Origin of the sequence: Amycolatopsis sp. NPDC051102 (assembly GCF_040682815.1) — a bacterium.
In the GTDB taxonomy this organism is placed as follows: domain Bacteria; phylum Actinomycetota; class Actinomycetes; order Mycobacteriales; family Pseudonocardiaceae; genus Amycolatopsis.
In genome coordinates this window covers 224,015-248,607 of the sequence record NZ_JBFBBT010000010.1, presented here as the reverse complement: position 1 = coordinate 248,607, position 24,593 = coordinate 224,015, and the positions used below count along the sequence as shown (strand labels likewise).

Annotated in this window: 27 protein-coding genes; 12 read left to right on the top strand and 15 right to left on the bottom strand. The window is 72.6% G+C overall.

Annotated features, from left to right (window positions below; all coding sequences use genetic code 11):
• Positions 1 to 81: 81 nt before the first annotated feature.
• Together AB0M93_RS27360 and AB0M93_RS27355 are read left to right on the top strand one after the other, a co-directional pair.
• Positions 82 to 567, top strand: a complete 486-nt coding sequence (locus tag AB0M93_RS27360) for a copper resistance CopC family protein (RefSeq protein WP_364277758.1) — start codon at positions 82 to 84, stop codon at positions 565 to 567.
• 32 nt (positions 568 to 599) lie between these two features.
• Entirely contained in the window at positions 600 to 1,370 is a 771-nt protein-coding gene (locus AB0M93_RS27355; RefSeq protein WP_364277755.1) for a DinB family protein, read from the top strand.
• Here AB0M93_RS27355 and AB0M93_RS27350 read toward each other — a convergent pair.
• On the bottom strand, positions 1,351 to 2,721 hold the full coding sequence (locus tag AB0M93_RS27350) for an APC family permease (RefSeq protein ID WP_364277752.1): 1,371 nt from the start codon (positions 2,719 to 2,721) through the stop codon (positions 1,351 to 1,353). The genes AB0M93_RS27355 and AB0M93_RS27350 overlap by 20 nt on opposite strands.
• Positions 2,722 to 2,891: 170 nt before the next feature.
• On the opposite strand from AB0M93_RS27350, the gene AB0M93_RS27345 reads away from it, so the two are divergent.
• From AB0M93_RS27345 to AB0M93_RS27325, 5 genes are all read left to right on the top strand, one after another.
• Entirely contained in the window at positions 2,892 to 3,392 is a 501-nt protein-coding gene (locus tag AB0M93_RS27345; protein WP_364277749.1) for an Lrp/AsnC family transcriptional regulator, read from the top strand.
• Between the two features lie 112 nt (positions 3,393 to 3,504).
• On the top strand, positions 3,505 to 4,896 hold the full coding sequence (locus AB0M93_RS27340; protein ID WP_364277746.1) for an aspartate aminotransferase family protein: 1,392 nt from the start codon (positions 3,505 to 3,507) through the stop codon (positions 4,894 to 4,896).
• 294 nt (positions 4,897 to 5,190) lie between these two features.
• The gene (locus AB0M93_RS27335; protein WP_364277743.1) at positions 5,191 to 6,393 is read left to right on the top strand and encodes a cytochrome P450; all 1,203 of its coding nucleotides are present in this window, start codon (positions 5,191 to 5,193) and stop codon (positions 6,391 to 6,393) included.
• Positions 6,394 to 6,424: 31 nt separating this feature from the next.
• Positions 6,425 to 6,814 carry a hypothetical protein gene (locus AB0M93_RS27330; RefSeq protein ID WP_364277740.1) on the top strand — a complete coding sequence of 130 codons (390 nt, stop codon included), beginning with the start codon at positions 6,425 to 6,427 and terminating at the stop codon, positions 6,812 to 6,814.
• A gap of 4 nt (positions 6,815 to 6,818) precedes the next feature.
• Complete coding sequence (locus tag AB0M93_RS27325; RefSeq protein ID WP_364277738.1) at positions 6,819 to 7,463, top strand: response regulator transcription factor; 645 nt, start codon at positions 6,819 to 6,821, stop codon at positions 7,461 to 7,463.
• 39 nt (positions 7,464 to 7,502) lie between these two features.
• Here the strand turns inward: AB0M93_RS27325 and AB0M93_RS27320 are convergent, their stop codons facing one another.
• The 5 genes from AB0M93_RS27320 to AB0M93_RS27300 form a co-directional block, all read right to left on the bottom strand.
• Positions 7,503 to 8,663 (bottom strand): S8 family serine peptidase, encoded by a 1,161-nt coding sequence (locus AB0M93_RS27320; protein WP_364277735.1) that lies wholly within the window; start codon positions 8,661 to 8,663, stop codon positions 7,503 to 7,505.
• A 5-nt stretch (positions 8,664 to 8,668) separates the two neighbouring features.
• A complete protein-coding gene (locus tag AB0M93_RS27315; RefSeq protein ID WP_364277732.1) occupies positions 8,669 to 10,798 on the bottom strand; it encodes a hypothetical protein in 2,130 nt (709 codons plus the stop codon).
• A 112-nt stretch (positions 10,799 to 10,910) separates the two neighbouring features.
• On the bottom strand, positions 10,911 to 12,281 hold the full coding sequence (locus AB0M93_RS27310) for a protein kinase (protein WP_364277729.1): 1,371 nt from the start codon (positions 12,279 to 12,281) through the stop codon (positions 10,911 to 10,913).
• A gap of 97 nt (positions 12,282 to 12,378) precedes the next feature.
• Complete coding sequence (locus AB0M93_RS27305) at positions 12,379 to 12,840, bottom strand: HNH endonuclease (RefSeq protein ID WP_364277726.1); 462 nt, start codon at positions 12,838 to 12,840, stop codon at positions 12,379 to 12,381.
• Positions 12,841 to 12,901: 61 nt separating this feature from the next.
• A complete protein-coding gene (locus AB0M93_RS27300) occupies positions 12,902 to 13,840 on the bottom strand; it encodes a ferulic acid esterase (RefSeq protein ID WP_364277723.1) in 939 nt (312 codons plus the stop codon).
• Positions 13,841 to 13,994: 154 nt separating this feature from the next.
• Between AB0M93_RS27300 and htpG the strand changes: the two genes are divergently transcribed.
• On the top strand, positions 13,995 to 15,890 hold the full coding sequence (htpG, locus tag AB0M93_RS27295; RefSeq protein ID WP_364277720.1) for a molecular chaperone HtpG: 1,896 nt from the start codon (positions 13,995 to 13,997) through the stop codon (positions 15,888 to 15,890).
• Positions 15,891 to 15,954: 64 nt separating this feature from the next.
• Here htpG and AB0M93_RS27290 read toward each other — a convergent pair whose 3' ends face one another.
• The 6 genes from AB0M93_RS27290 to AB0M93_RS27265 all read right to left on the bottom strand — a co-directional run bounded on the left by AB0M93_RS27290 (position 15,955) and on the right by AB0M93_RS27265 (position 21,126).
• A complete protein-coding gene (locus AB0M93_RS27290) occupies positions 15,955 to 17,394 on the bottom strand; it encodes a glycoside hydrolase family 76 protein (RefSeq protein WP_364277717.1) in 1,440 nt (479 codons plus the stop codon).
• Between the two features lie 94 nt (positions 17,395 to 17,488).
• Positions 17,489 to 18,109 (bottom strand): cupredoxin family copper-binding protein, encoded by a 621-nt coding sequence (locus tag AB0M93_RS27285; RefSeq protein ID WP_364277714.1) that lies wholly within the window; start codon positions 18,107 to 18,109, stop codon positions 17,489 to 17,491.
• Complete coding sequence (locus AB0M93_RS27280) at positions 18,106 to 18,555, bottom strand: hypothetical protein (RefSeq protein WP_364277711.1); 450 nt, start codon at positions 18,553 to 18,555, stop codon at positions 18,106 to 18,108. Before AB0M93_RS27280 ends, AB0M93_RS27285 begins: the two co-directional genes overlap by 4 nt.
• A 57-nt stretch (positions 18,556 to 18,612) precedes the next feature.
• A complete protein-coding gene (locus AB0M93_RS27275; protein ID WP_364277708.1) occupies positions 18,613 to 19,584 on the bottom strand; it encodes a cupredoxin family copper-binding protein in 972 nt (323 codons plus the stop codon).
• A 24-nt stretch (positions 19,585 to 19,608) separates the two neighbouring features.
• A complete protein-coding gene (locus AB0M93_RS27270) occupies positions 19,609 to 20,517 on the bottom strand; it encodes a CopD family protein (protein ID WP_364277705.1) in 909 nt (302 codons plus the stop codon).
• Between the two features lie 3 nt (positions 20,518 to 20,520).
• A complete protein-coding gene (locus tag AB0M93_RS27265; RefSeq protein ID WP_364277702.1) occupies positions 20,521 to 21,126 on the bottom strand; it encodes a hypothetical protein in 606 nt (201 codons plus the stop codon).
• 390 nt (positions 21,127 to 21,516) lie between these two features.
• Here AB0M93_RS27265 and AB0M93_RS27260 point away from each other — a divergent pair, with 390 nt between their 5' ends.
• From AB0M93_RS27260 to AB0M93_RS27245, 4 genes are all read left to right on the top strand, one after another.
• A complete protein-coding gene (locus AB0M93_RS27260; RefSeq protein WP_364277699.1) occupies positions 21,517 to 22,053 on the top strand; it encodes a copper resistance CopC family protein in 537 nt (178 codons plus the stop codon).
• Positions 22,054 to 22,082: 29 nt separating this feature from the next.
• Positions 22,083 to 22,421, top strand: coding sequence for a hypothetical protein (locus AB0M93_RS27255; protein ID WP_364277697.1), 339 nt, complete (start codon positions 22,083 to 22,085; stop codon positions 22,419 to 22,421).
• 19 nt (positions 22,422 to 22,440) lie between these two features.
• Positions 22,441 to 23,076 carry a phosphoribosyltransferase family protein gene (locus tag AB0M93_RS27250; protein ID WP_364277694.1) on the top strand — a complete coding sequence of 212 codons (636 nt, stop codon included), beginning with the start codon at positions 22,441 to 22,443 and terminating at the stop codon, positions 23,074 to 23,076.
• 121 nt (positions 23,077 to 23,197) lie between these two features.
• Positions 23,198 to 23,620, top strand: a complete 423-nt coding sequence (locus AB0M93_RS27245) for a DUF6292 family protein (protein ID WP_364277692.1) — start codon at positions 23,198 to 23,200, stop codon at positions 23,618 to 23,620.
• A 2-nt stretch (positions 23,621 to 23,622) separates the two neighbouring features.
• On the opposite strand, the gene AB0M93_RS27240 is transcribed toward AB0M93_RS27245, so the two are convergent.
• The 3 genes from AB0M93_RS27240 to AB0M93_RS27230 are packed head-to-tail and all read right to left on the bottom strand — an operon-like array spanning position 23,623 to position 24,565.
• On the bottom strand, positions 23,623 to 23,985 hold the full coding sequence (locus AB0M93_RS27240) for a VOC family protein (protein WP_364277689.1): 363 nt from the start codon (positions 23,983 to 23,985) through the stop codon (positions 23,623 to 23,625).
• A complete protein-coding gene (locus tag AB0M93_RS27235) occupies positions 23,982 to 24,401 on the bottom strand; it encodes a hypothetical protein (protein WP_364277686.1) in 420 nt (139 codons plus the stop codon). The genes AB0M93_RS27240 and AB0M93_RS27235 overlap by 4 nt, the downstream gene beginning before the upstream one ends.
• Entirely contained in the window at positions 24,398 to 24,565 is a 168-nt protein-coding gene (locus AB0M93_RS27230) for a hypothetical protein (protein WP_364277683.1), read from the bottom strand. The genes AB0M93_RS27235 and AB0M93_RS27230 overlap by 4 nt, the downstream gene beginning before the upstream one ends.
• Positions 24,566 to 24,593: the final 28 nt, after the last annotated feature.

Sequence of the window (24,593 nt, the reverse complement as noted above, 5' to 3'; positions counted from 1 at the left end):
GCGGCGCGAAGAGAAGTGACCCCGCCGCGGCTGCACGGGTGGACACGAAGACTGCACGGGCGGATAGGGCAGGATGTCCGGATGATCCCGCGTCGTGCGTCCGGAGCCGTTCTCGCCGCCGTCATCGGGCTGCTCGTGCTCGCCGGGCCCGCGTCGGCGCACACCGAGCTCGAGTCCAGCTCACCCGCGGAGGGCGCGTCGCTCACGACCGCGCCGACGCAGGTCCGGCTGACGTTCGGCGAGCCGGTGACGCTGCCGCCGGACCCGGTGAAGGTCACCGGCCGCGACGGCACCGCCTGGCAGATCGGCGCCCCGGCGGTCGAGGGCGGGGTCGTGACGGTCCCGGTGACGCCGTCCGGCGGCGCCCAGGCCTACACGCTGACCTGGCAGGTCGTCGCGAAGGACGGCGACAACGTCACCGGCACCCTGCACTTCACCGTCACCGGGGCGTCCGCCACGACGCCCGACTCCGTCGGCATCCCGAGCTGGATCTGGGCGATCGTCGCGATCGCCGGCCTGCTCGCGGTGATCGTCGTCGGCGTGCGGCAGCTCAGGGGCCGCCGCTAGAGCCCGCGGGGCGAGTCCGCGAGACTGCTCGGATGGCTGACGACTACGCCCGGACCGACCGGTTCCGCGGGGCCCGTATCCACCTGTGCGACCTCGCGGGCCTCGAGATCCGCGATTGCGAGGTGACCGGCCTGAAGATCGTCGACTGCTACGGCAGCGACGTCCGCCTCGGTGGCTTGTTCGAACGCCTCGTCGTCAACGACGTCGACGTGACCGCTTACGTCGAGGCCGAACTCGATCGCCGGCATCCGGTGCGGGTGCTGGCGCGGGAGGCGGCTTCTCCCGGGGACTACCGGGCTGCCTGGGACGCCGTCGAGAAGCAGTGGGCCGCGACGTTCGACCGGGCGAGGTCGCTGCCGGAGGCCGAACTCCACGAGCAGGTCGACGGCGAGTGGTCGTTCGTCGAGACCCAGCGGCACCTGCTGTTCGCCGGCGACGCCTGGCTCGGCAACGCGGTGCTCGAGGAGGAAACGCCCTACCACCCGTGGGGCTTTCCCGCCGGCGGGATGCCGCCGGCCGAGTCCGCGAAGCTCGGCCTCACCCTCGAAGCCACCCCGACGCTCGACGAGGTGCTCGCGCCGCGGCTCGCCCGCATGGCCGCGATGCGGCGTGTCGTCGACGGGCTCACCGCGGCCGGGCTCGACCGGGTGTGCGGGCGCAAACCGGCCGGCCCGTACCCCGACCAGGAGTACGTCGTGCGCCGCTGCCTCAAGGTGGTGCTGAAGGAAGAAGCCGAGCACCACCGGTACGCCGTGCGTGACCTCGCGGTGCTCGAAGCACGCTCTAGTCCTGCGGAACCGTGACGACCCAGCGCCCGGAACGCCGCCGCAGGTAGCCCCACCAGTACAGCGCCGACACCACCAGCACGCCGGCGGTGATCCCGAGGTCCAGCGCGCTTTGCTCGACCAGCACGTAGGCCAGCACGGCGACGGCGAGCACCGGCACGAGCGGCCACGCCGGCATCCGCCACACCTCCGGCCCGCGGTGCGCCGCCCGGCGCGCCCGGAGCGTGGCGGCCGCGACGCTCAGGTACAGCGCGACGACGGCGACCCCGGTGACGCCGCTGAGCGTGTCGACCGGCACGAAGCACAGGACGGCCTCGGACAGCCCGGTCACCAGCGTCGCCACCCACGGCGAGCCGAACCGCGCGCTCACCACGCTCATCGCGCGGTTCACCGGCGCCGGCCACGCCTGGTCGCGCGCCGAAGCGAAGAGCACCCGCGAGTTCTGGATGACCATGACGATCACGGCGTTGACGATCGCGGCCGCGATGCAGAGGCTGATCGCCACCCCGACGGCGCTGTTGCTCCAGCCGGTGACCAGCGCGGACAGGTCGACGCCGGCGAGCGCGGCGGCGTCGGGCACGGCCAGGGTGATGGCCACGACCGGCACGAGGATCACCACGGCGCTGATCCCGAGCGTCCAGAACACCGTCCGCGCGACGGTCCGGCGCGGCTCGCGCATCTCCTCGGCGAGGTAGACGGCGGTGCTGAACCCCTGCACCACGAACAACGCGACGGCGAGCCCGGCGACCACGGCGATCAGCCCGATCCCGCTCGTGCCGAGGCTCGGCTTCAGCAGCACGGCCGGGCTCTGCGTGGTGTGCGTGAAGCCCAGCAGGGACACCACGAAGATCGCGACGATCTCGATCACCAGGAAGATCCCGGTGATCCAGGCGTTGGACCGCAGGTTCAGCAGGCCCATCACGGTCGAGGCGAGCATGACGAGCGCGCCCGCGATCGACGGGCTGACGTCGACGACGGCGGCGAGGTAGTCCGCGACGCCGATGGCGATGATCGGCGGCACGACGAGGATGACGACGAACGACAGCATGAACGTCAGCCACCCGGCGAACCGGTTCGCGACCGTCGTGACCATCGCGTACTCGCCGCCGGCGCTCGGCACCAGCGTGCCGAGTTCGGAGTAGCAGAAGGCGATCCCGACGCAGAGCAGCACCGCGAGCGCGATGGCGAGCGCGGTACCGGTGCCGAGGTCGGCGAACAGCGGGGGCACGAGGACGAACAGCGACGACGCCGGCGTCACGCAGCTGAGCGTGAGGAGCGTGCCGCCGCCGACGCCGATGGACCGGGTGAGCGTGCGGGGCTTGGCCGTGGCGGCGGCCGCGACGTCGGGCGGGGCGGGAGTGCGGGGCATGGGCGTTCCCTCCGGCCGGGAGCAGGGTGCGACGGATGGAACAGCACCGATTCGGCCTTGTCAACGGCCTGAAGACGACTAAATCCGTTGTCTGGGCGGGCTCGGGTATTCGGATTTAGTTACGTACTGTTACGGCGTGCCGCGGTTGCCCGGCGTCGCCGGTGTCGGGGATGATCCCGGGCGTGAGCAGCCAGGACGCCACCGGCCGACCCGCCCCGCCGGTGCTCGACGACATTTCGCGGCAGATCATCGCGCAGCTGCAGGAGGACGGGCGGCGCGCGTACGCGACCATCGGCAAGGCAGTCGGCCTGTCGGAGGCGGCGGTCCGGCAGCGGGTGCAGCGGCTGTCGGACTCCGGTGTCATCCAGATCGTCGCCGTCTCGGATCCGTTGCAGGTCGGGCTGTTCCGGCAGGCGATGATCGCGATCACCGTCGACGGGCCGCTGGAGCCGGTTGGCGACGCACTGGCCGAAATGGACGAAATCGCCTACGTGATCCTCTGCGCCGGGCGCTACGACCTGCTGTGCGAGGCCGTCTGCGCGGACGACGAGGCACTGCTGCAGCTGATCTCGACGCGGATCCGCGCGCTGTCGGGCGTCCGGCACGCGGAAGTGATGGTCTACCTCAAGCTGCGGAAGCAGACCTATCAGTGGGGCACGCGCGGAACGTGACGACTGAATCCGAATGCGACGGTCGATTGTTGACCATGAATTAGTCGTCCAAGTTCGGCTGGACGACTGAATCGCTTGCGCCGCGGGCTCGATGCGTGCGATAAACCGAGGCATGACCACTACCGCCGACCGCGCCTCCGCCGACGCCTCGAGCCTCGCCCAGGCGGCCCGCAGCAACCTCTGGATGCACTTCACCCGCCACTCGGCCTACGACGAAACCGACGTCCCGGTGATCGTGCGCGGCGAAGGCCCGTACATCTGGGACGCCCGCGGGAAGCGCTACCTGGACGGCCTCGCCGGGCTGTTCGCGGTCCAGGTCGGCCACGGCCGCGAGGAACTCGCCGAAGCCGCCGCGCGGCAGACGAAGCAGCTCGCGTACTTCCCGCTGTGGGGCCACGCGCACCCGACGGCGATCGAGCTGGCTTCGCGGCTGGCCGCGGCGGCGCCGGGCGAGCTGAACCGCGTGTTCTTCACCGTCAGCGGCGGCGAGTCCGTCGAGACGGCGTGGAAGCTCGCGAAGCAGTACTTCAAGCTCGTCGGGAAGCCGGGCAAGCACAAGGTGATCAGCCGCGCGCTGGCCTACCACGGGACGTCGCAGGGAGCGCTGTCGATCACCGGCATCCCCGGCGCGAAGGCGGACTTCGAGCCGCTGGTGCCGAGCAGCTTGCGCGTGCCGAACACGAACTTCTACCGCGCGACCGAGCACGCCGACGACTACGAGGCGTACGGCCGCTGGGCCGCCGACCGGATCGAGCAGGCGATCGAGTTCGAAGGCGCGGACACGGTGGCGGCGGTGTTCCTCGAGCCGGTGCAGAACACCGGCGGCTGTTTCGTGCCGCCGCCGGGCTATTTCGCGCGGGTGCGGGAGATCTGCGACAAGCACGACGTCCTGCTGGTGTCGGACGAGGTGATCTGCGCGTTCGGCCGCCTCGGTCACGACTTCGCGGCCAAGCGCTACGGCTACCAGCCGGACATCATCACGACGGCGAAGGGCCTGACGTCGGGCTACGCACCGCTGGGCGCGGTGCTGGCTTCCGAGCGGTTGATGGAGCCGTTCACCCGCGGCGAAACGACGTTCATGCACGGCTCGACCTACGGCGGGCACCCGGTGTCGTGCGCGGTGGCGCTGGCGAACCTGGACCTGATGGAGCGCGAGGACCTCTACGGCCACGTCCTCCGCCGCGAGACCGCCTTCCGGTCCACTTTGGACAAGCTGACGGACCTGCCGATCGTCGGGGACGTCCGCGGCGCGGGGTTCTTCTACGGCATCGAGCTGGTGAAGGACAAGGCGACCAAGGAGACGTTCACCGCGGCGGAGTCCGAGCGCGTGCTGCGGGGGTTCCTGTCGGAAGCGCTGTTCGAGGCGGGCCTGTACTGCCGGGCGGACGACCGGGCCGAGCCGGTCGTGCAGCTGTCGCCGCCGCTGGTCTGCGACCAGCGGGAGTTCGACGAGATGGAGCAGATCCTGCGGGACACGCTGACGCGGGCCTGGCAGCTGCTTTAGCCGGGCGCTCGGCCGGCGGTGATCGCGGTTGGGTCTGCGGTCCGGGCGGTCGGCCGGCGCCGAGCCGCGTTGCCGCAGTGGGGCGGGTCGGTTCGCGGGCGCCGGGGCGCGCCTCGAAGGCCGTTGTTGGCCCGTGGCCGACCCGGTGATGGCCCGATCGGGCGGGGAAGCCGGTTTCCGTGTCCGGGGGGCGGGTTCCTGAGTACCGTGGATTGCGGGGGACCGGGGGGAACGGCCGGTGACCGGGCCGCCTGTGATTCGTGCCGGCCGTGCCGTGCCTCCGGGAGGGACCCGATGACCGCCACCGTTCCGCGTCTGCCGTTCGATCGGCCGAACGTCCTGGAAATCGCGCCGCTCTTCGAGGTGCTTCGCCGGCAGGGGCCGGTTGTTCCGGTCACCACTCCCACCGGTGATCCCGCCTGGCTCGTCACCGGGTTCGAAGAGGTGCGGGCCGTCTTCACCGATCCGCGGTTCGGGCGGTCGCACCCCGCGCCGGAGGAGGCGTCCGCGCTTTCGGATGCCGCCATCCTCAGCCGGCCGCAGGGTGACCACGAAACCGAACACACCGAGCACGCGCGGATGCGGCGGATGCTCGTGCCCGCCTTCTCCGCCAACCGGATCCGGCGGCTCGCCGGGCACGTGCAGGAACTCGCCGACGGCTGCTTCGCCGCCATGGAACGCGCCCGGCGCGACGGCGGGGCCGTCGACCTGCACGAACACCTCTCCTTCCCGCTGCCCGTGCTGGTGATCTGCGAACTGCTCGGCGTTCCGTACGAGGACCGCGACACGTTCCGGGTGCTCTCCGAGCGGATGGGCCGGATGGACATCGGCAGTGGCGCGGAAGCCGCGCTCGACGAGTTCGCCGCCTACATGAGCCGGCTGGCCGACAGCAAGCGGCGCGATCCCGGGCCGGACGTCGTCTCGGACATGGTGCGCGCGCAGGCCGAGGATCCCTCCTTCAAGGACGACGATCTCGCGCGGCTCGCTGCCGGTCTGTTGTTCGCCGGCCACGAAACCACCTCCAACCGGATCGATCTCGGCGTCCTCTACCTGCTCACCGACCTCGCCCGGCGGGACGCGCTGGCCGCCGATCCCGACGGTCTCGTGCACGGCGTCGTCGAAGAGATCCTGCGGCTGTCCGCGCCGAGCCCGCTCGGGTTGCTGCGGTACGCCCACGACGACGTCGAGCTCGGCGGGGTGAAGATCGCGCGCGGCGACGCGCTCGTCCTGTCGATCGCCGCGGCCAACCGGGACGAGAGCGTGTTCCCCGAGCCCGGGGCGTTCGACCCCGCCCGCAAGCCGAATTCGCACGTCTCGTTCGCCTACGGTGGCTGGTTCTGCATCGGCGCCAGCCTGGCCCGCACCGAACTGCGCGTCGTCTTCGGCTCGCTGTTCCGCCGGTTCCCGGGGCTGCGCCTGGCCGTCGACGTCGATGAACTCCGGATCCGGACCAACCGTGTCACCGGGGGAGTGGACCGCGTGCCGGTCCTCTGGTAGACCAACGGCGGCCGCATGTGGAGGAAAAGACGTGACCCTGTGGGACAAGCTCGGGATGGACGACAAGCTCGTCAAGGTGCTCACGGAGATCCCGCCGGGTCCCGACGCCACCGAGTTCGGCCGGGCCTACGTCACCATCCACCAGCTGGCCGTCGAGCTGGACCAGCGGTTCCCCGAGGTCCGCGCGCAGCTGGACGTGCCGCTGGGCGGCGGCGCGACCCGGCACGCGGGCCTCGTCGAGCTGCTCGGCAAGGAACTGGTCGACAAGATCCGGCGCTACGGCGACGTCTACCCGATCGAAGCCGCGCAGCTGTCGTCGGTGCGCTTCCGCGAGCTGCGGCTGCGCGGCCCGGGCGGGCGTGACCTGGTCGGCGCGTCGAAGACCGACCTGCCGCTGATCCGCCTGCGGGCCAAGGACTGACCGGGTGCTCGCACCGCCGGTCCGGGTCCTGGTGGCCGAGCGCGACCCGGCGGTGCGTGCCCGCTTGGGCCGGATCCTCGACGACGCGGACGGCATCGAGGTCGTCGGTTCGGCCCCCGACGCGACGGCGGCCCGCGTCACCCTCCGGCGCCGGCTGCCGGACGTGCTGCTGCTGGACCTGCGGCTGACCTGGCCGGACGCGCTGCCCCGGCGCCCGGCGGTCGTCGCGCTGGCCACCTTCGACTCGGACGCGGCCATCCTGCGCGCGCTGCGCGACGGCGCGGCGGGCTTCCTGCTGCGTTCGGCCCGCCGCAACGACCTCGTCAAGGTGGTCCGCCTGGCGGCCGACGGCCACCTCGTGCTGTCCCCGGACGCCTCCCGCCGCCTGGTGTCGGCCGCCACGCGCCTGTCCGGTCCGCGCGACGACCGGCTCGCGCAGGTGGACCGGCTCTCGGCCCGCGAGACCGACGTCCTCGCGGCGGTGGGCGCGGCGCTGACGAACGCCGAGATCGCGGACCGGCTCGGACTGCCGGAGCCGGTCGTGCGGGACTGCGTGGCGCGGGTGGTGCGGAAGCTGGGCTGCGCCCACCGGACGGGCGCGGGCCTGCTCGCCTACGAGCGCGGGCTCTGCCGCCCCGGCCTGGGCTGACGTGAACGGCTCCCGGCCGGAGCCGTTCACGTCAGGCCCTCAGAAGCCGCTCAGGCCGTTCGGCACCCCGACGCCCGTGGGAGCGTCGTAGCCCGGGCCCGCGACGCACAGGTAGTCGCCGCCGCACTTCTTACCGGCGCCCACGGGGTCGTTGTTGCCCGTGGTGACGTCCACGAACCGGGCCGCGTTGGCGTACACGTCGGCCGGCTGGGCCGTGCCCGCCCGGCCCGAACGGCCGTACAGGCCCGCCACGAACGGGGCCGAGGCACTCGTGCCGTTCACCGGCAGCCAGCCGCCGACGTCGGTGTTGTACACCGCCAGGCTGTCCGCGACCGCCGACACGTCGGCGACCGTCCGCTTGCCGCAGTGGGTGTCGTGCTGCCACTTCGGTTTGGCGATGTAGGCCGAGCAGCCGCTGCCGCCGTACTGCCACGCCTGCTCCGCCCACCCGCGCGGCGAATCCGGGTCGCGCGCCAGCGACGTCCCGCCGACCGCGACCGTCGAAGCCAGCACCGCCGGATAGCTCGCCGCCGTGAAGCCGGCGTCGCCCGAGGACGCCACCACCGTCACGCCCGGGTGCTGGTAGTGGCTCGCGTACGCCAGCGGGGCGCCGCCTTCCCGGGCGCCGTAGCTGTTCGACACCACCTTCGCGCCCAGCCGCACCGCGGTGTCCTCCGTCGCCGCCAGGTCGGCGAACTCCGGCGAATCGCCTTCCACGACGAGGATCCGGCAGGACGGGCACGCCGCCGACACCATCGACACGTCCAAAGTGGACTCAAGGCCCCAGCCGAAACTGGCCGGCGGCAGCGGCGCCGCCGCGCCCTGCTGGTTCACCTTGCGGAAGCAGCCGTTCGCCGTGGTGCACGGCGGCAAGCCGTACTGCGCCCGGTAGGTGCCCAGGTCGGCCTCCAGGTTCGGCGCGTCGAAGGCGATCGAGATGCCGACGACGGTGTCCGGTCCGGCCTGCTCCGGCAGCCGGTACGCCGACGCGAGGTCGCCGGCGCCCCAGCCGGCCGGCCCGTCGGCGAACGCCCGCACCGCGCGCGGCGGGTAGGTGGTGAGGCACCGCGCCTGGCCGGGGGCCGGTTCGGGGCAGGCCGGGCGGGCGACCGGTGCGGCGGCCGCCGCGGGGGTGGCCAGGCCGGCCGCCGCGACCACCGCGGCCAGCGCTGCGATCCATCGTCTGTTCACAGTGGACATTCCCCTCAGGACGTGTAGACGTGGTAGGCGGCCGTGACGCTCTCGGCGATCGTCGCCCCGGCGGCGTCGGACGCGGTGACCCGCAGCGAGACGTCCGTACCGCGGAACGCCTCCGTGGTCACCGGGAAGTCCGCGTGGAAGACGCCGTCGCCGCGCGCGGTGACGGTCGCGTCCTGCCAGGTCGTGCCGTCGGTGGAGTACTGCACGGTCGCGCCGGCGATCGGCGAAGCGGCACTCTGCTGCAGGTGCCCGACGGTGAGGTCCAGGCTCTGCGGGCCGCTCGCGGTGGACCCGTCCGGCCGGAGCCCGCCGACGGCGTACTGCAGGGTCAGCAGCGGCTCGACCGCACACGCGCGGTCCGGCCCGTCGTCGCCGCGGGCGCAGTACCACGCCGGCGGCAGCTGCGCGCCCTCGACGTGCTGGGACTTCCACGTCCACTCGGTGTGGCTCGCCGTGCTCTGCCGGTACATCGGCCCGGTGCGCCCGGCGTCGACCGTGAGCCCGAGCGTCGCCGGACCCGGCGTGGCTTCCTGCTGGAACGCGGCTTCGAAGCCGCCGCCTGTCGGCGTGCCCTCGGCGAGGGTGGTGCCGTCCTGCGTGAGCCGGTAGTGCCCGGTGATGGTGTCCCGCGGCTCGCCGTAGTAGCCGAAACCCGTGTGGCCCGGCTGGTTGTCGCTGAACGGCGTGATCGAGAACCGCAGCAGGTCGCCGGCGCGGGTCGCGGCCGGCAGGGTGTAGATCGCGGAGCCGCCCGGCAGCGCCACCGCACCCGCGGGGTGCAGCGGGAAGCGGTTCCAGCCTTCGGTGACCGACGAGCCGCCCTGGTAGCTGTGGAACGCCTCGTACTGGCCGCCCGCCCAGCCGGGGAACGGGCCGGGCAGCACGTACTTCGACATCCCGCCGAACCACACCAGGTCGGGTGCCGCGGAGACGTACTCGGTCTGCTTCCGCGGCAGGTCGATCAGGTGCGACGGCCGGCCGCCGCCGTCCTCGAAGGTGAACATGCCGCTGCGCTGCCGCCGGCCCACCGAGCTGTACTCGCTGTAGTAGGTGGCGTCCACCGTGGCGACGTCCTTCGCCGTGATCACGTACCGCTGCTGCGGAATCGTGCCGACGGTGGCCTTCTGCAGCACGTATTCGTACGGCGTGCCGGGCCCGGGCGGGGACACGAGCCTGCTGTACGGGTACGTCTGCAGCGCCCCGGTGCGCACCGGGGCGGCGGTCGGCGACACCGAGACCGGCACGCCCGGGCCGCCGTCGAAGTCGACGACCAGGGCCGGCCCGGTCTTGGCGGCCCGGCGGAAGAGGAACCCGGTGTCGTCGAGCAGCGCCGGGCGCGGGGTCACCCAGGTCAGCCTGCTGGACGCGCGTTTCGCGTCGACCCGGACGGTCGCGTCCGCCTTCACCGCGAGCTCCGGCTGCGCGCTGAACCGCAGCTCGGTCGGGTTGCCGTCGGCGTCGGCCGTCCAGAACACGCCGAGGGCGCTGTAGTTGCCGTCCGGCACGCTGAACTTGGCCGTGCCGCCGGAGAAGTAGTTGAAGTTCTCGTCCGGGGCGAGGGTGTTGCCGTCGTCGGTGTTGTAGAGGAACGCGATACCGGTGTCGGCGGGCTTGCCCGCGATGTCGGTGGCGTCGACGGACACCGTGCGCATCACCGACCGCGGTCGGACGGCCTGCCGCTTCGGCGCGCCGGCCGCCGCGTAGCGCGTCCCGTTCGCGAAGAGCCCCTGCCCGCCGAAGCGGCCCCGGGCGTTGTCCTCCTTGAACTGCTGGGCCAGCGCGGCGCCGAAGGTCGCGGTGCCGGCCGGGTTCGCGGCGCCCGCCAGCAACGCCTTGACGTCGAACAGGCTCAGGTCGAGCCCGCGCCCGAGGTAGGGGAGCGCGGTGCCGGGGACTTCGTAGTCCCGGCCGCCGAGCCGCAGGTGGACCAGCGCCCGCGCCATGCCCTTGGCCGCGGCCGGCTGGATTTCGAACGTGTCGCGGCCGTCCGGGGCGGTCCGGACGGTGACCCGGTCGCCGGTGATCAGGGTGGCGGTCGCCGACGACCCGGCCGCGACCGCCGGCGGCGGGGCGAGCCCGGTCAGCCCGGCCGAACCGGCGAGCAGCACCGCGAGCACCGAAAGATTTCTTCGCACTGGCACCTCCGTCTGATGGTTGATCACCACTTCCGACGGGTCAGCCGCGCGGACCGTTGAGGCCGGTTCTCGATCTCCCGGGAATTACGCTGATCGGAGCAACTACGGACAGTCAGAGCGTCCGGCAGGAGACGGCCGGGCGGGCGTCGCCGGTTCCGTTCTGCGTCAGGGCGATGAAACCGAACGTCGTGGTCGCGTTCGCGTCGAGTTTCGCGTTCCACGCGGCGTTTTCCACCGTCACTGTGGAACCGTCGACGGTGAAGGTGCCGTTCCACAGGCCGGTGATGCGGTGCCCGGCGGGCAGCGTCCAGCGGACGCGCCAGCCCGGCAGGCCGGCGCCGCGGTCGTTCCGGACCGTCACCTCCACCTGGTAGCCGCCGGGCCAGGAGTTCGTCACCTCGTAGCGGGCGGCGCAGCCCAGGTCGGCCGGGGTCGTGGCGGCCGGGGCCGGTGACGTCGAGGACACGGCCGAGGACGGGGCGGCCGACGGGACCGGCGCGGCCGCGGGTGCGCTGTCCGGGACGATCACCGTGCCGATCACCACGCCCAGCGCCAGCAGCACCGCGCCCGCGGCGCCGGCCAGGACGAGCCGGCGCCGGGGACGGTGGACGCGCAGCAGCCGGGTCCCGGCCCGCGGCCGGGGGCGGGGCGGGGGCAGCGGGCGGCCGCCGGTGACCGCTTCGAACAGCTCCTGGACCTCCGCCATCGCCGGGCGCGCTGCGGGATCCCGCTGCAGCATCCGGGTGAGCACCTCGGCGAGCGGGCCGCTGTGGCGCGGCGGGACGACGTCCTCCTTGGCGATGCGCAGGAGCAGCGCGATCGCGTTGTCGTCGTTGCCGAACGGCGGAGCGCCCTCGAGCGTCCGGTAGAGCGTCGCGCCCAGGGAAAAGACGTCGGCCGGGTACTCGGCTTCGTGGCCGCCGGCCACTTCGGGCGCCAGGTAGGCGGGCGTGCCCGCGATGAAGCCGCCGCCGGTCACCGTGCCTTCGCCGGTCGCCCGGGAGATGCCGAAATCCGCGATCTTGACCACGCCGGACTCGCCGAGGAGGACGTTGGCGGGGGTGACGTCGCGGTGCACGACGCCCTCGGCGTGCGCGGCGGCGAGCGCCGACGCGACCTGCACGCCGATGCGCGCCACCTCGTCGGCGGGCAGCGTCTCGCGGTCGCGCAGGATCTCCGCCAGGCTGCGCGAGGGCAGGTACTCCATGACCAGGTACGGCCCGCCGGGCGCCTCGACGACGTCGTGCACCGTGATCGCGTGCGGGTGCCGCAGGCGCGCGGTCAGCCGCGCCTCACGCAGCGCACGCTCGGCGGCCTGCGCACCGGCGGCCGGCCCGATGGCCGCGTCGTAGTCCAGCTGCTTCACCGCGACGACCCGGTCGAGCCGCTCGTCGCGGGCGCGCCAGACGACGCCCATCGACCCCTGGCCGATGCGTTCGGCCAGCCGGTAGCGCCCGGCGACCAGCTCTCCTGCGTCGGTCACGACGACCTCCCGGCTTCCCCCGGAACACACGGATGCGGACGACGTTCGGTTCGAGCCTAACGGCCTGCCCGCCGGTGCGCCGACGGGCAGGCCGCGCTCACGCGCCCGGCCGGTGCAGCTGGTCCCACGCCGGGACGTACGGGGTGAACCGCAGCTTCATCCCCGCTTCGGCCGGCAGCTTGTCGGCCTTGCGGGCGTTGCAGCTGCGGGCCGTGCCACCGCAGGCGGCGACCGTGTTCAGCCACGACGTCCGCGCGCCGCCCCGGCTCAGCGGCGTCACGTGGTCGATCGTCGTGGCCTTCGCGCCGCAGTACGCGCAGCGGTGGCCGTCGCGGGTCAGCACGCCGCGGCGGGACCAGCGCGGCGGCTGCGTATATCGCCACTTCATGACGACGTACCGCAGCAACCGCACGATCTTCGGGCGCGGGAACAGCCCGTACGCGAGACCGTCTTCGGCCTCGTGGATTTCGGCGACGTGCCGCACGAGCATGCGGATCGCGTGCGGCACCGAAACGGTCTGCAGCGGTTCGTAACCGGCGTTCAGGACGAGTACCTTCACAACACACCTCTTTCTCCCGGCGAAATCGTCGCCGAGAGGAAAGCGGTGCGTCAATCGTGTTTCACCACAGTGGATGCGCGCGGAAGAACCGCCAGATGACCGGGGTCGCGTCGATCACCGTGGGCGTCGCGGAATCGTTGTTCGGCCGGGTGCTGGGCCAGACGTGCCCGGCCCCTTCGACGCGGTAGTGCTCGAGCGCGCCGCGGCGGTCGCAGCCGAGCCACTTCTGCGCCACGACCCCGGGAACCGGCGTCCACGTCACCGGAGTGGTGCGGCAACCGTCCCTTGTGGACCAGGCGGTCAGCCAGTCCGGGATCGGCGGCAGGCCCTTCGCCGGGTTGCCGGCGTAGGGGATGGTCGTGTCGGCGGTGCCGTGGAAGTCCAGCACCGGCACCGGGCGGCGCGGCCGGCAGGCGCCGCCCTGCGGGTAGAACGCTCCGGACACCGGCGCGAACGCCGCGATCCGGCCGCCCAGCCGGCACGCCAGCACGCCGACGAACCCGCCGCCGTTGGACTTGCCGGCGGCGTAGATCCGCGCGGGGTCGACGCACAGCGTGCGCTGCAGCGAGTCCAGCAGGTCGCTGGTGAACAGCACGTCGTCGGCGGCGGCCGAATAGGGCGCGCCGGTCCAGGCGGACTCGCCGTCGGTGCCGATCAGGCCCTGCGGGTAGACCGCGATCGCGTTCAGCGCCGAGAAGCCGGACAGCTCCTCCTGGTACTGCGACGTCCGCTTGTGCCCGTGGAACGACAGGACCAGGGGGTAGGGCCGGTGCGGGTCGTAGCGGGCGGGCAGGTGGACGGTGTATTCGCGGTCGAGCCCGCCCGAGGTGACGTGGCGGGTGGTCGTCACCCCGGCCGGGAACCCGGCGGGGCGCCCGCAGCCGGTGGTGCGGACGGGGTGGCCGGCGACGCCGGCCGCGGTGGCGGGCCCGGCGAAGGCGGTGGTCAGGGCACAGGCCGCGGCGAACACGGCCGTCCACCGGGCGAAGCGTGCGGGCACTCGATCCTCCTTGATCGGCAGCGGAGCGTGGCCAGCATCACACCGGGAGCGCTCGTGTCCGAGATTGCGTTCATAAAGTGCGCGGTCGGAACCGCCGGCCGCGCTCGGTAGGATCGACCCGGCCTCGGCATTTGACATGCGGAAAGGAACGGAAGTGACTGCCCCGATCGAGACGCTGGAGTTCCAGTCGGAAGCGCGTCAGCTGCTCCAGCTGATGATCCATTCGATCTATTCGAACAAGGACACCTTCCTGCGGGAACTGGTGTCCAACGCCTCCGACGCCCTCGACAAGCTGCGGCTGGAGTCGTACCGCGACAAGGACCTCGAGGCGGACACGGCCGACCTGCACATCGAGCTCGAGACCGATCCGGAGGCGCGGACCCTGACGGTCCGGGACAACGGCATCGGGATGACCCGCGACGAGGTCGTCGCCCTGATCGGGACGATCGCCAAGTCCGGTACCGCGGACTTCCTGACCAAGCTCAAGGAGGCGAAGGACGCGGCGGCGTCGCAGGACCTGATCGGGCAGTTCGGCGTCGGGTTCTACGCGAGCTTCATGGTCGCGGACAAGGTCACCCTCGTGACGCGCCGGGCGGGCACGACCGAAGGCGTCCGCTGGGAGTCGACCGGCGAAGGCACGTACACGATCCAGCCGGTCGAAGACGCGGCCCAGGGCACCGCGGTCACCCTGCACCTCAAGCCCGAGGACACCGAGGACCACCTCTACGACTACACGTCCGCGGCGAAGATCCGCGAGATCGTGAAGAAGTACTCCGACTTCATCACCTGGCCGATCCGGATGCGGGGCGACGGCGAGGACGCGGAGGCCGAGACCGTCAACTCGATGAAGGCGCTGTGGGCGCGGTCGTCGAGCGAGGTCACCGAGGACGAGTACCACGAGTTCTACAAGCACGTCAGCCACGACTGGCAGGACCCGCTGGAGACGATCCGGCTGCAGGCCGAGGGGACGTTCGAGTACCAGGCGCTGCTGTTCCTGCCGTCACACGCGCCGATGGACCTGTTCCTGCGCGAGCGCAAGCGGGGCGTGCAGCTCTACGTCAAGCGCGTCTTCATCATGGACGACTGCGAGTCGCTGGTTCCCGAGTACCTGCGGTTCGTCAAGGGCGTCGTCGACGCGCAGGACCTCTCGCTCAACGTGTCGCGGGAGATCCTGCAGCAGGACCGGCAGATCCAGCTGATCCGCCGTCGCCTGGTGAAGAAGGTGCTCTCGACGGTCAAGACGATGATGACCGCCGACGCCGAGAAGTACGCGACGTTCTGGCGCGAGTTCGGCCGGGCGGTCAAGGAGGGCCTGCTCGACGACTTCGAGAACCGCGAAGCCATCCTCGAGATCTCGTCGTTCGCCTCGACGCACGACGCCGAGAAGCCGACGTCGCTGCGCGAGTACGTCGAGCGGATGAAGGACGGCCAGCAGCACATCTACTACATGACCGGCGAGTCGCGCTCGGCGATCGAGAACTCGCCGCACATGGAGGCGTTCCGCGCCAAGGGCTTCGAGGTGCTGGTGCTGACCGACCCGATCGACGAGATGTGGGTCGACGCGGTGCCGGGCTTCGACGGCAAGCAGTTCCAGTCGATCGCCAAGGGCCAGGTGGACCTGGAGTCGGAGGAGGACAAGAAGGCCACCGAGGTCGCCCGCGAACAGCAGAACAAGGACTTCGAGGGCCTGCTGACGTGGATGGGGACGGCCCTGGGCGACACCGTCAAGGAGGTCCGGCTGTCGTCGCGGCTGACGACATCGCCCGCCTGCATCGTCGGCGACACCCACGACCTGACCCCGACGCTGGAGAAGATGTACCGGGCGATGGGGCAGGAGCTGCCGCCGATCAAGCGCATCCTGGAGCTCAACCCGGAGCACGCGCTGGTGACGGGCCTGCGCGAGGCACACACCGCGCGGCCGGACGACGAGGGTCTCGCCGAGACGGCCGAGCTGCTGTACGGCATGGCGCTGCTGGCCGAGGGCGGCGAGCTCGCCGACCCGTCGCGGTTCATCAAGCTGCTGGCCGGCCGGCTGGAGAAGACGCTCTGAGCTCGTGAGTGGTAAGGCGAGTTCTAACTCGCCTTACCACTCACGACAGCCCGGCCACCCGCGGTCAGGGGGCCGCGTTCATCAGGTCCAGGGCGCTCTGCTGCCGGGCCGCGTCGGCCTGGTCGAACGGGCCGGCCCACAGCAGGCCGTACGCGTCCGCGCTGTTCCGGTCGTTCGCGTAGGCCGAGTTCGCCTGACGCTGCAGGTAGGCCGTGTACGGGTGGTCCGAGAGGGCCGCGTTGAGCACCGCCAGGTCGCGGGCGTACACGCCCTTGAACGTCGGGCCGTCCGCCCCGCCGCCGCCCGCGCTCTCGCCCGGGTCGCGGAGGATGCCACCGGGGTTCAGCGATCCGTTCGACGTCGACGCGTTCGCCATCGCACGGGCCTTCGTCAGCAGGCTCGCGTCGCCGGTGGCGCGGGAGAGCTCGGTCAGGGCCGTCAACGGCACGCCCTGGTTGTACGACCACACCGCCTGGCCGTTGTTCGCGCACGTCGACGTGGTCAGGCCGTCGTTGACCAGGTTCGAGCCGTTGATCATCCCGCTGCCGGCGAACCAGTTCCAGCCCGCCCGAGCCCGTGACAGGTACGCCGTGTCACCCGGGATCCGGTTGTGCAGCGCCGCGTTCAGCTGGATGTACAGCGAGTTCGGAATGGCGTTCTTGTAGGTCCGGCTCGTGCTCCACCAGACCCCGCCGCCGCAGACGCCGTCCCAGTACGCGTACATGTGGTCCGCGTCCGCTCGGGCGGTGTTCAGGTACTTGCTGTCGCCCGTCAGGTCGTAGGCGTCCACCCACGCCAGGCCCCACCAGCCGGTGTCGTCGAGGTAGTCGTTGCGGAACTGGCCGCCCTGAGCCGCGAGGTTCTTCGTGTACGCCGTGTCGATCGCGTAGCGGTAGCTGCCCATGCCGCTGATCCGGGCGTTGTCGACGATCGCGGTCAGCGCGTTGGCCGAATTCCACCACCCGGTCGTGTCGAACAGGCCGGTGCCGAGGTTGTAGCGCTCCATCAGCGCCGTGGCGGCCGCGGTGCGGCGGTCCCAGGCGTTCCACGTCGGGCGGGCCCAGCCGGTGCAGGCGATGCTGCCCGAGCCCGCGGGCTGCCCGCACGCGCGCAGCAGGCCGACGCCGCGGTTCGCCCAGTCGTCGGCGTTGTACATCAGCGTCCGCCACCCGGTCCCGCCCGACGGCGTCGCCGTGTCACCGAGCTTGCTGCCGGATGCCCACGTGCGCCCGGCGTCGAACGAGCGGTCCAGCCAGACGTGGTCGCCGGCCGCGCCGCCGGTGATCGCCGCCCACCCCATGGCGTCGCCGTCGTCGAGGTGCAGGGCGATCCGCCGGCCGCCGACGCCGGCCGAAGCGCCTTCGCGGTCGCCGGGCGACGACGCGGGATCCCGCGCGTCGCAGTACTTGTTGCAGATCGTCGCCAGCGGCGCGGCGGCCGGTGCCGGCGTCGGTGTCGGAGCGGCCGCCATGACGAAGGTCAGCAGGGGCACAAGGAAGTTCATCGGTCACCTTCCGCGCTGAAGGACGATGCTTCCATTGTGAACGGCTGATATTATTGGTCCAGTCCTTTGCTGGGACAGGTTTCCGGACAGGAATTCACGGCTGCCGCGAACCGAGCAGCAGCAGGCACAGCACCGCGATGCCGGTGACGAGCCCGGCGACCAGCAGCATCGGGTTCAGCGACGGCGAGGTCGTCGCGGCCGCCTGCTGGACCGGCTGCGGGTTCGGAGCAGCGGCCGGAGCCGCCGTAGCCGCCGCCGCGGACGTGGTGGCCGCAGAGGTGGCGGACGGCACCGCGACGGCGGGGGCGGCCCCGGTCGTGGCGCGCGGCGGCGGCGTGGTCCGGGGCACCGTGGCCGCCGGCTTGGGCGCGGCCGTCGTGGGCGCGGGCAGCACCGTCACGGTGGCCCGCATGTCGGGGTGCACCGAGCAGTAGTAGGAGTAGGTGCCAGGTTCCCGGAACGTGTAGCTCCAGCTTTGGCCGGCCGACAGCCGCGGGCTGCGCAGCGCGACCGGCGCGCTCGTCGTGACGACGTCGTGCGGAGCCTCGTCGTGCTGCATCCACGTGACCGTGTCGCCGGCCCGCACGGTCAGCGCGGCGGGGGAGTAGGCGTAGTCCTGCATCATGACCTGCTGCGTCGCCGCGGCGGCCGGGCCGGCGAACGGCAGGTCCAGGAACAGCAGCAGGCCGGCGACGATGAGAGCGGCGCGCCTCATCGGACGAACTCGATCGCGATCTCCACGCGCAGCCGCCGCCGGGCGAGCAGCCGCACGAGTGCCCCGGCGCGCCGCGGTTTCCGGCGGGCCGGCGGGACGATCCCGGCGGCCCAGACGACGACACTGTGGTCGTCCCGGTGCCGGACGTCCCCGCGCAGGCGCACGTCACGGCCGGCCACGCGGCCCTCGGCGACGAAGGGGTCCTCGGCCACCTCGTCGGCGGTGAAGGTGATTTCCCCGCCGCGGAACGCGCGGTGCAGGAACGGGATCGGCGTCCGCAGGGAGCCGGGGTCGAGGGTGACCGTGAGCGCCGAGCCGGGCGTCCAGTGCCCGCCGGTCGCGGTCAGCCGGGCGCGGATCAGCGGCGGGCGCGGGGAAAGCTCGATGACGCAGCGGTCGCGGCGCAGGGTGTAGCGGGTCGCCGGCAGGACGGCGGTGTCGGACATGGGGGAGGGCCTCCGGGGAGAGAGCGGGTGGCCGGGAAGCCCCGGCCACCCGCGGGGTCAGCAGCTCGCCTGGTTCAGCAACGGCGTGAGCACGGTTTCGAGCCACACCGTGTGCGTCTTGATGTACTGGTCGAGGTTCAGCAGGTCGGTCACCTGCTGGCCCAGCGACGTCTCCAGGTGCGCACTCTTGATGTGCGCGAGGATCGGCGCCAGCGTGTCGGTGACGACCTTGTCCGCCGACCCGTCGAACGCCGGGGCGAGCACGGTTTCCAGCCACACCGTGTGGGTCTTGAGGTACTGGTCCAGGTTGAGGATGTCCTGCACCTGCTGACCCGGTGAGGTCTCCAGATGCGCGCTCTTGACGTGGTCGAGGATCGGCTGCAGGACCGCCTTCGGCACGCAGGAGCCGCCGGCCGGGGTGGACGGCATCGGCATCGAGTGGCTCGGTGCCGAGGTGGGGGCGGACGTCGGGGCCGAGGTCGGCGGGGCGCTGGTCGGCGCCGCGCCGGTCACGGTGACGGTCGCCTTCATGTCCGGGTGGATCGAGCAGTAGTAGGAGTACTTGCCGGCCTGGGTGAAGGTGTGGCTGAACGTCTGGCCGGTCTGCAGGGTCGGCGAGGTGAACTTCTCCGGCCCGTCGGTGACCACGATGTTGTGCGGCGCGGTGTCGTGGTTGGTCCACGTCACGGTGTCACCGACGTTGATCGTCAGGTCGGCCGGCGAGAACTTGTAGCCCATGGCTTCGACGGCCTTCGCCGAAGGCGCCGCGGCCGCAGGAGCCGCGCCACCGGCCTGTTCCTGCGCGAGTCCCTGGTAGAGCGGGACGGCGAGGGGACCCTGCTGGGCCAGGGCGGCGAGGTCGACGTTCGCGGCCTGGCTCGGTGCGGCCTGCTCGGTCTGCCCGCCGCGCAGCGTGGCGAGGCTGAACAGCGCCGTCGCCAGGGCGAGGACCGCCACGGCGACCGGCCAGGTCCGCCGTCGCCGCACCACCTCCGGCTGCTCGGGGGCGGTGGGGGTGGGGTTGTCCATCGAGGGACTCCTTTCGCGGGGAGATCAGCGGCCGGGACTGGCCGTGACGAGGAAGCTCGCCGCCAGCAGGACCACGAGCACGAGCGTGGTCTCGGCGGCGACGGAGTGGACGAACGGGCGGACGGTGCCGGCGTCCCCGCGCAGGACGACGGCGAAGTCGAGGCGGCGCCCGACCCAGCTGCGGCTGGCCTGGGCGGCGAGCAGGACGACGGCGAGCACGGCCAGCTTGACCAGCAGCGTCCGCCCGTAGGCCGTGCCGAACACGCAGCCGACGCTGCCGACGGTCTGCCACGCGAGCACCACGCCCGCGGCGACCACGACAGCGACCGACGTCATCGCCAGTTTCGAGTAGCGCGGGATCACCGTGGCGAGCTCTTCGGGGTCACGCCGGGCGAGGACGCCGAACAGCAGCACGGCCAGGCCGCCGATCCAGGCCGAAGCGCCCGCGAGGTGCGCGAAGTCCGCGATTTGCGTCAGCCACGGCCGGGTGCTCTCCACCGCGTGCCCGGTGAGCCCGGTCGTGCGGAGCAGCCCGGCCAGCACCGCCCCGGCCCCGGCGCGCCAGGGCAACGCCGTGGCGGCGGCGCGGCCGCGTTGCAGCAGCCAGGCCAGCACGACCCCGCCGAGCAGCCACAGCAGTGCCCTGGCGAACCAGATCCGGCCGAACTGGCTGTCCAGTGCCGGGCCGAGCAGGTCCCAGTCCAGGAAGTCGCCGGGCGGCCGCTGCGCGGCCCACGCGGCCTGCAGGCCCAGCCCGGCGAGCGTGCCGAGCAGGCCGAGGGTCCAGCCGGTCACCACCACCGACCGGGCCCCGCGGTGGCCGGCCCCCGCAGGCCACAGCACGGCCAGGAACAGCAGGCCGCCGGCGAACAGCGTCAAGCCGGCGTAGTCGACGGCGCGTGCGAGCACGTACCACGCCTTGACGGGGTCCACGGCTCACCGTCCATTCGGGACGGCCGGGGCCGCGAACCCGGCCGCGTCCGCGGGAACCAGGCTGCCGTCGGCCGTGCGGCAGTAGCCGAGGACGAGGGCGCCGAGCCCGTCCGGCCCGGTCACCCCCAGGCCGGTGGTCAGGCTCCCGAGCAGCGGCAGCCCGCCGACGGTGTCCAGAACCTGTTGCGGCACACCGGGCCGGCACTCGGGCACGCCGGGTCCGGGTGGCGCCGGAGCCGGCGGAGTCGTCGACGTCGGCGGGGGCGGGAGCGGGAGGGTGGGTTCCGGGGAAGGCGGCTCCGGGGGCGGCTGCACGCCGACGTCGCCCGGCATCGGTGGCATGGCGGTCGCCGGCTGGTCGCCCACCGGGAGCGCGGGCAGCGGAACCGGTGGCACGCCCGACGGTGGCAGGCCGGAGGGGAGTGGTTGCCCGCCCGGGGTTTCCGGGGCGGCCGGGTGCCCGCCGTCCGCGACCACCGGCGGGGTGGCCGCGTCGGCGGCGCCGCCCGGGCGCAGCCCGATGCCGGAGGCGTAGCCGACGACGACCACGACCGCGCCGGCCAGGCTCGCGGCGATGACGTGGTCACGGCGCAGGGCGGGTCCTCGCACGGTTTCGTCCTCCAAAGAACGGGAAAGCGCTTCGCGGAAAAGGCGGTGCCGGAATTCCGGTGCGGCAGGAAAGGTGGGGATGTGGGAGCAATAAACCAGCCGCCACGTTTCGCGGGGTGATCCTCACGTGAAGGCCAGGTAAAGTCGAGCGGCCCGAGAACGGCTCGGCACGGTGAGATGCTGGGCCGAAAGCCGGTTTCGCTGGGCTGTTCGGGTGGCCGGCGGCACCGACGAGCGGCGTAGTCGTCCGGTTTGCCCGGTTGTGGACCGGCGCTCGGATGTGCTGGTGAGAATTGCTTAACACAGCCGTTTCACGGCCTTCGGCCGCGGCCCCGGATGTGCTCGCTACGGTTCGGCCGTCGCTCGAATTCGGAGAGAAGGCGAGAAAACATGACTTCCCGCAGGTCCTTCCCCGTCCGGATCGCCGCCGCGCTGGCGGCCGCCGGGGCGGCGGCCGTGCTCGCCGCCCCCGGGGCGGCCGCCCACAGCGTCCTGGTGTCCAGTTCGCCGGCCGCGGACGCGTCGCTCGAGGTGGCTCCGGCCGAGGTCGTGCTCGAGTTCGACGAGCCGGTGGAGAACCGGTTCACCGAACTCGCCGTCCTCGGGCCCGACGGCGGTTCGCACTGGGAGGCCGGCCCGGCGTCCATTGTGGACGCCCGGGTGTCCGCCCCGCTGCGGCCGCTCGGCCCGGCCGGCGGCTACACCATCCGCTACCGGGTCACCTCGGCCGACGGCCACCCGGTTTCCGGCAGCATCCCGTTCCGGCTCGCCGTGGCGGGCCCGGGGGTGGCGGTGCCGGCCGCGGCGGTGGCCGCGCAGCCGGCGGATGACGGCTCGGTGCCGCTGTGGCCGTGGATCACCGGCGGTGCCGTGCTGCTCGGCACCGGGTTCGCGGTGGCCCGCCGGCTGAGCCGCGTGGACGCTTGAGCGCGCGCCCGCGCGGGTAACCCGGACCCATGACGAATCTCGACGACACCACGACCGCCAAGCTCGACGAATTCGTGCTCGCCCGGCTCGCGGAGGACGAAGAGCGCGTCCGGGCGGGTGAACTGCCGCTGATCGACGAAGCCGAGCGGCGCGGGCGGCTGCGGATCATGTACGCCGACGACGAGGACGGGCTGCTGCTGGCCGGCGGGCCGGTCGAGGCGATGGAGGACCGGCACCCGGTGCCGTTCGCCGAGAAGGCGGAGTTCCTGCGCCGGGAGATCCGCGACGCCCACGACGACGCGTCCGTCAAGCTGGTCGCGTCCGTGTACGAGGCCCACCCCGACTGGCGCGAGGAGTGGCGTCCGTGAGCGTGCACCCGCCGCGGTGATGGCCGCGCGGGTCTTCGCCGACCGGGCCGACGGCGGCCGCTGCCTCGCCGAAGAGCTGCGGGGTCGCGCCTGGACCGACCCGCTCGTGCTCGGGCTGGCCCGCGGCGGGGTGCCGGTCGCCGCCGTCGTCGCCCGGCGGCTCGGCGCCGCCCTGGACGTCGCGGTGGCGCGCAAGATCGGCGCCCCGCGCCGCCGCGAGTACGGCGTCGGCGCGGTGACCGCGGAGGGCCCGGCGATCTACGACGAAGCCGCCCTGCGCGCCCTCGAGCTGACCGCCGCGCGGATGGCGCGAATCGAAGCCCGCGAGCGGGCGGAGGCGCGCCGGCGGCTCGGGCGTTACCGCGCCGGCCGGGCCCCCGTCGTCGTCGCCGGCCGTGACGTCATCCTCGTCGACGACGGCTTGGCCACCGGAGTGACGGCGACAGCGGCGCTGCGTGACGTCCGGGCTGTCCGGCCGCGCACGCTGGTCTTCGCCACGCCGGTCGCCGCCCCGGCCGCCGCCGAGCGAGTGCGTCGCGAAGCCGACGACGTCGTCTGCGTGGCCGAACCGCCGGGTTTTCGCGCGGTGGGCCAGTGGTACGCCGATTTCCACCAGACGAGTGACGAAGACGTGCTGGACCTGCTCTTCCGGTGACCGTGGGTCCTCCACAGAGGACGGTCGGTGCGATGCTGCGCCACCCGGGTCGGCCCGGGTTGACCGGGTGGGTGACGGGGTATCACCCGACGGGGGCACCGACCGGAGAAGTGGGTGCGGGATGATCGAACGGGACGGGCTCGGCGCGGCGGCGCGCGGGCTGCGGCAGTACCTGCTGGCCGTGGCGGCCAAGCTGGATGCGCCCGCCTGGTTCTGCGAGATCGACGTCCCCGCCGGCGCGTACGTCGCGCTGGAGCAGCGGCTCGCGCGGTTCCCCGGACACGAAACGGCGTTGCTGTGGGACGAACGCGACGGCTGGGCCGCGGCGGTCGAGTCGGCGAGCGGCGACGAAGTCATCGTGCTGGCCTACCTCGGCCAGGACGTGCTGCCCCCGCCCGAAGCCGTCGAGGCGTTCGTGAAGGCGCTCTACCGCGAGGGGTACCCGGGCCGCCCCGACCCCCCGGACTTCCGCAGACCCGGCGCCGCGGACGGCTTCGACGAGCGCTTGGCCAGCTACGCCGGCGACCCCGTCGGCCGGCCCTGAAGTCACCGCGGCGGGAGCACGCAGAATTCGTTGCCCTCCGGGTCGGCGAGCACGATCCACGGGTCGTCGGCCGGGTCCTCGAGGACTTTCGCGCCGAGCATCACCAGGCGTTCCACCTCGGCCCGCTGGTCCTGCTCCACCGGGGCCAGGTCCAGGTGCAGCCGGTTCTTGCCGGCCTTGTCCTCCGGTACCGGCTGGAACAGCAGCGCCGGGCCGTCCTCGAAGTCGACTTGCCGATACGTCGTGCCATGGGAGTCCGTCCACGTCCGGGTCTTGCCGCCGCCGATCGCCGCCGCCCAGAACTCGGCCAGCAGGTCAGGCTGACGGCAGTCGACCGCCACCGCCAGCATGCGCGCCGCCGTCATGACCCCGCCACGATCCGGTTGATCGCCTCGGCGACGAGCTCCGGTTCGGACACCGTCACGGTCAGCCCCGGGTGGTGGATCCGGCCCCACGGGTCGATGCCCGTCACCGGCTCGCGGAACCGCAGGCACACGCCGCCGCGGGTGGTCGTGCCGAACGTCAGGCCGCGGTCGGCCAGCGACAGGCGGACGCCGAGGCCGCGCAGGATGCTGTACGGGCCGGTCGCTTCCGCGCCGGCGAGGTTGCTCAGCGGAGTTTCGACCAGCCAAGGCCCGAACCGGACGCGCAGGCCGCCGGCGTCCAGTTCCAGGCCGCTGCCCGGGCCGAGCAGGCGCTGCAGCCACGGGAACGGCACGGCGAAGTCCGCGTGAAGCCGGTGGTGCACCACGACTGTGCGCCGCTCCACGCCCGCGGTCATGCGCCGCCGCCCAGCGGCGGGACTTCGGCCTCGTCGTCGGCCGGGAGTTCGGGGTCGCGCCACTGTTCGGCGTGGGACGGGCCGTTGCCCTGCAGGGTCCCGCGCAGTTCGGCCTTCTGCGCGTCGTCCTCCCGCGGGGAATGCTGGTCGCTTTCGCGGTGCATGGAACCTCCTTCACCCGTGTTCTTCCCG

Excerpts from the sequence above, each read along its gene's own strand:
- AB0M93_RS27360 (WP_364277758.1), top strand. The coding sequence starts at position 82 with ATGATCCCGCGTCGTGCGTCCGGAGCCGTTCTCGCCGCCGTCATCGGG.
- AB0M93_RS27355 (WP_364277755.1), top strand. The coding sequence starts at position 600 with ATGGCTGACGACTACGCCCGGACCGACCGGTTCCGCGGGGCCCGTATC.
- AB0M93_RS27350 (WP_364277752.1), bottom strand. The coding sequence starts at position 2,721 with ATGCCCCGCACTCCCGCCCCGCCCGACGTCGCGGCCGCCGCCACGGCC.
- AB0M93_RS27345 (WP_364277749.1), top strand. The coding sequence starts at position 2,892 with ATGATCCCGGGCGTGAGCAGCCAGGACGCCACCGGCCGACCCGCCCCG.
- AB0M93_RS27340 (WP_364277746.1), top strand. The coding sequence starts at position 3,505 with ATGACCACTACCGCCGACCGCGCCTCCGCCGACGCCTCGAGCCTCGCC.
- AB0M93_RS27335 (WP_364277743.1), top strand. The coding sequence starts at position 5,191 with ATGACCGCCACCGTTCCGCGTCTGCCGTTCGATCGGCCGAACGTCCTG.
- AB0M93_RS27320 (WP_364277735.1), bottom strand. The coding sequence starts at position 8,663 with ATGTCCACTGTGAACAGACGATGGATCGCAGCGCTGGCCGCGGTGGTC.
- AB0M93_RS27290 (WP_364277717.1), bottom strand. The coding sequence starts at position 17,394 with ATGAACTTCCTTGTGCCCCTGCTGACCTTCGTCATGGCGGCCGCTCCG.
- AB0M93_RS27285 (WP_364277714.1), bottom strand. The coding sequence starts at position 18,109 with ATGAGGCGCGCCGCTCTCATCGTCGCCGGCCTGCTGCTGTTCCTGGAC.
- AB0M93_RS27280 (WP_364277711.1), bottom strand. The coding sequence starts at position 18,555 with ATGTCCGACACCGCCGTCCTGCCGGCGACCCGCTACACCCTGCGCCGC.
- AB0M93_RS27275 (WP_364277708.1), bottom strand. The coding sequence starts at position 19,584 with ATGGACAACCCCACCCCCACCGCCCCCGAGCAGCCGGAGGTGGTGCGG.
- AB0M93_RS27260 (WP_364277699.1), top strand. The coding sequence starts at position 21,517 with ATGACTTCCCGCAGGTCCTTCCCCGTCCGGATCGCCGCCGCGCTGGCG.
- AB0M93_RS27255 (WP_364277697.1), top strand. The coding sequence starts at position 22,083 with ATGACGAATCTCGACGACACCACGACCGCCAAGCTCGACGAATTCGTG.
- AB0M93_RS27250 (WP_364277694.1), top strand. The coding sequence starts at position 22,441 with ATGGCCGCGCGGGTCTTCGCCGACCGGGCCGACGGCGGCCGCTGCCTC.
- AB0M93_RS27245 (WP_364277692.1), top strand. The coding sequence starts at position 23,198 with ATGATCGAACGGGACGGGCTCGGCGCGGCGGCGCGCGGGCTGCGGCAG.
- AB0M93_RS27240 (WP_364277689.1), bottom strand. The coding sequence starts at position 23,985 with ATGACGGCGGCGCGCATGCTGGCGGTGGCGGTCGACTGCCGTCAGCCT.
- AB0M93_RS27235 (WP_364277686.1), bottom strand. The coding sequence starts at position 24,401 with ATGACCGCGGGCGTGGAGCGGCGCACAGTCGTGGTGCACCACCGGCTT.
- AB0M93_RS27230 (WP_364277683.1), bottom strand. The coding sequence starts at position 24,565 with ATGCACCGCGAAAGCGACCAGCATTCCCCGCGGGAGGACGACGCGCAG.